Below are 2,734 nucleotides of genomic sequence, written 5' to 3'. Positions count from 1 at the left end.
GACCCCCCTAGCGGCCACCGAGAAAACCTTCACCAGCTAAGTATTTTTACTCAAGTCTCTGGAGGGGGACAGCTTATGTGACAGTTGAGGGTGCGGAATGTGGGTTTGATCACAAGAGGGAAATTTAATCTCTCTAAGCGAACGCCTGTTCTAGTCAGCTTGTATGTAAAGTTTTATGTACGGATTCAACATTTCTGGTTCGGATAGGACATAATCGTGTAGGATGTGGGCTGGGGAAACCAGAAAGCACGGTGATGAGCTTCGAGAATCCCTCGCCTCAGCGCTTCGGGGATTGTCAATCGGATAAACTTTTTTGATTAAGGATACTTCTACCATGGCAATTTCAGGACAACCAGGTGTAAACGATAACCTAAAATATTTAGGTGACTCTGAGTTGTTCTACGGTGATATTAATGGGATTTTAGAACCTCCAATGCTGGCTGGAGATGATTCCCTAGCAGTAAGAAGAAACTATAACGCTCTCTATGGCGAAGGGAATGCCATGATTGAGTTTACCCAAGGCGGCAAAGATTACCTGAGAGCAACAGGGGATAGTAACGCTCTGTTCGGTGATGCTAGTCAAATGTTTGACAATAGCTTGGGGGGCGACGATGGTGACAGTGGCAATACTTCTATCGAAGATAACTCTTTAGTTAAAATCACGGCCAGCGACGGACAAGCCTATGATTCCTTTGGACAAAATGTCTCCCTCGATGGCAATACTCTCCTAGTCGGAGCCGCTCGAGATGATGACAATGGATTGGACTCTGGTTCAGCCTACATATTTAATAACATTAATGGTGTATGGACGGAGAGAGCGAAACTCAAGCCAAAAGATGGCAGAGCAGGAGACCTCTTTGGTGACACCATCAGGCTGAATGGCAGCAGAGCTTTTGTCGGATCTTGGAAGAGAGGTTCTGGTGCCGTGTATATTTTCAGGGAGAGTGGAGGACTGTGGACGCAGACAGTCAAACTTAGACCGAGTGATGGGAAACAAGGAGATCGCTTTGGCAGTTCTTTTGATTCCACCGATAGTGGCACTATCCTGATCGGAGCTAGCAGCTCCGATCAGAAAGGCTTGGATTCAGGTTGTGTTTACGTTTATAACGTCGTTAATGGGATTTGGACAGAAACCGGCAAAATTTATGCCAGCGATCCCTCACCGGGGGCTCTTTTTGGTAGATATATCGATATCGATGGTAATCAGGCTGTCATCGGAGCAGTCAAAAGCAATGCATCACAACCAAACTCTGGCTCGGTTTATATTTATGAAAACCTTAATGGCATTTGGACAGAAACGGCAAAATTGAGTGCCAGCGATGGAAAAAATGGAGATGAGTTTGGAACACCAGCGGCTATTGAGGGTAACACCATTGTTGTCGGAGCATCTGAAAGTGGCGGAACCAAAGGTGCAGCCTACGTTTTTGAGAAAGTAAACGGAAAATGGCAAGAAACAGCTAAACTGACTGCTAACGATGGACAAGTGGGGGAAGAATTTGGTACGTCTGTTACTATTAGTGGTAACACGATCGCCGTTAGTCCTCGCCACGATGATGATCGAGGAGTAGATTCGGGTTCAGTTTATATTTTTCAGAAAATTAATGGGGTTTGGACCCAAGTTTACAAACTTACCGCTATCGATGGAAAAGCGGGTGATGTTTTTGGCAAGCGGGTAGTAATTGACGGCGATACTTTAGCCGTTAGTGCTTTTCAAGATGATAACGAAGTTCCTCCAGTGCCTGATTCTGGCTCTGTATATCTTTATTCCCTTTCTTCGCTCTTGTCCAATCCAGATAGCTTGACGGGAATTAAGCCAAAGGATACTCTCACTGGTGGAGCAAGCAATGACAACCTATTCGGTGGGGTTGATGATGCTCAGTTTTCTCCGCAGACTTTCAGCGATCTCTCAATTGAAGGAGATGAGATTAGTGATTTTGAACTGGCTGCTGATAGGCTATTCTCAAAACAATTTTTTACTGGCTTTGGTGACAGTGGCAATACTTCTATCGAAGATAACTCTTTAAAATTGGCAGAGATTGGCGCAGCAAGCGTCCAATTGCCGGTAATGATTTGGTAGTAGTGCCGTAGCCCTCTTGCTTACCTGGTATGAAGTGTGTAAAATACTTATTAATAAAAATAATTAGCCCAAATCAGTCTTTAAACCTCTAGCTTGATGATGACTTTTCTGATAAATATCTTTTTGTGGCTCGTGTCTGGCTTACTCAAATATCTGGACTTCCCCCATACATAAATACTAAAAAATCAACAAAACCCTTACTGCAGGTCGCTTCTAAGAAAAAATTGAAAAGAGGCTACTGGTTACATTTTTCGCTTGAAAATGTCTGTACCGTTGACTGTATCTGGAGCAGAGCGATTCCGTAGAGTTGGCTGTATAGTGATCACTAACCTGATTGTAACAGATATAGCGGTGTGCAGTCGTATGAGGTACAGTGTCACGAGCTATAAACCATGCTAGGCAAAGCTTGGTTTGTATCTCACTCAAGCGCTTACCGCTATAGTGTCATTAATCTCTAGAGTAAGCGATTCCCTCCAGCAATTCTCAGTTTTAGCCCACATTCCGCACCCTCAACTGTCACATAAGCTGTCCCCCTCCAGAGACTTGAGTAAAAATACTTAGCTGGTGAAGGTTTTCTCGGTGGCCGCTAGGGGGGTCTTGAGACCCCTAATTATGAAAAAATAGGAATTGTTGGAAAACTGAGGCGAGTGGACTGTT

Annotated in this window: 1 protein-coding gene; it reads left to right on the top strand. The window is 44.3% G+C overall.

Going from position 1 to position 2,734, the window contains the following annotated elements:
• Positions 1-334 precede the first annotated feature (334 nt).
• The gene (locus PX481_RS03350) at positions 335-2,077 is read left to right on the top strand and encodes an FG-GAP repeat protein (RefSeq protein WP_288093668.1); all 1,743 of its coding nucleotides are present in this window, start codon (positions 335-337) and stop codon (positions 2,075-2,077) included.
• Positions 2,078-2,734 lie beyond the last annotated feature (657 nt).

The organism is Microcystis sp. M53603_WE2, from assembly GCF_030065435.1.
The sequence above is the reverse complement of the archived record's forward strand: the minus strand, read 5'-3'. Positions and strand labels throughout refer to the sequence as shown.

Bases quoted from the DNA above. Each gene is read 5' to 3' on its own strand.
- PX481_RS03350 (WP_288093668.1), top strand. From the start codon at position 335: ATGGCAATTTCAGGACAACCAGGTGTAAACGATAACCTAAAATATTTA.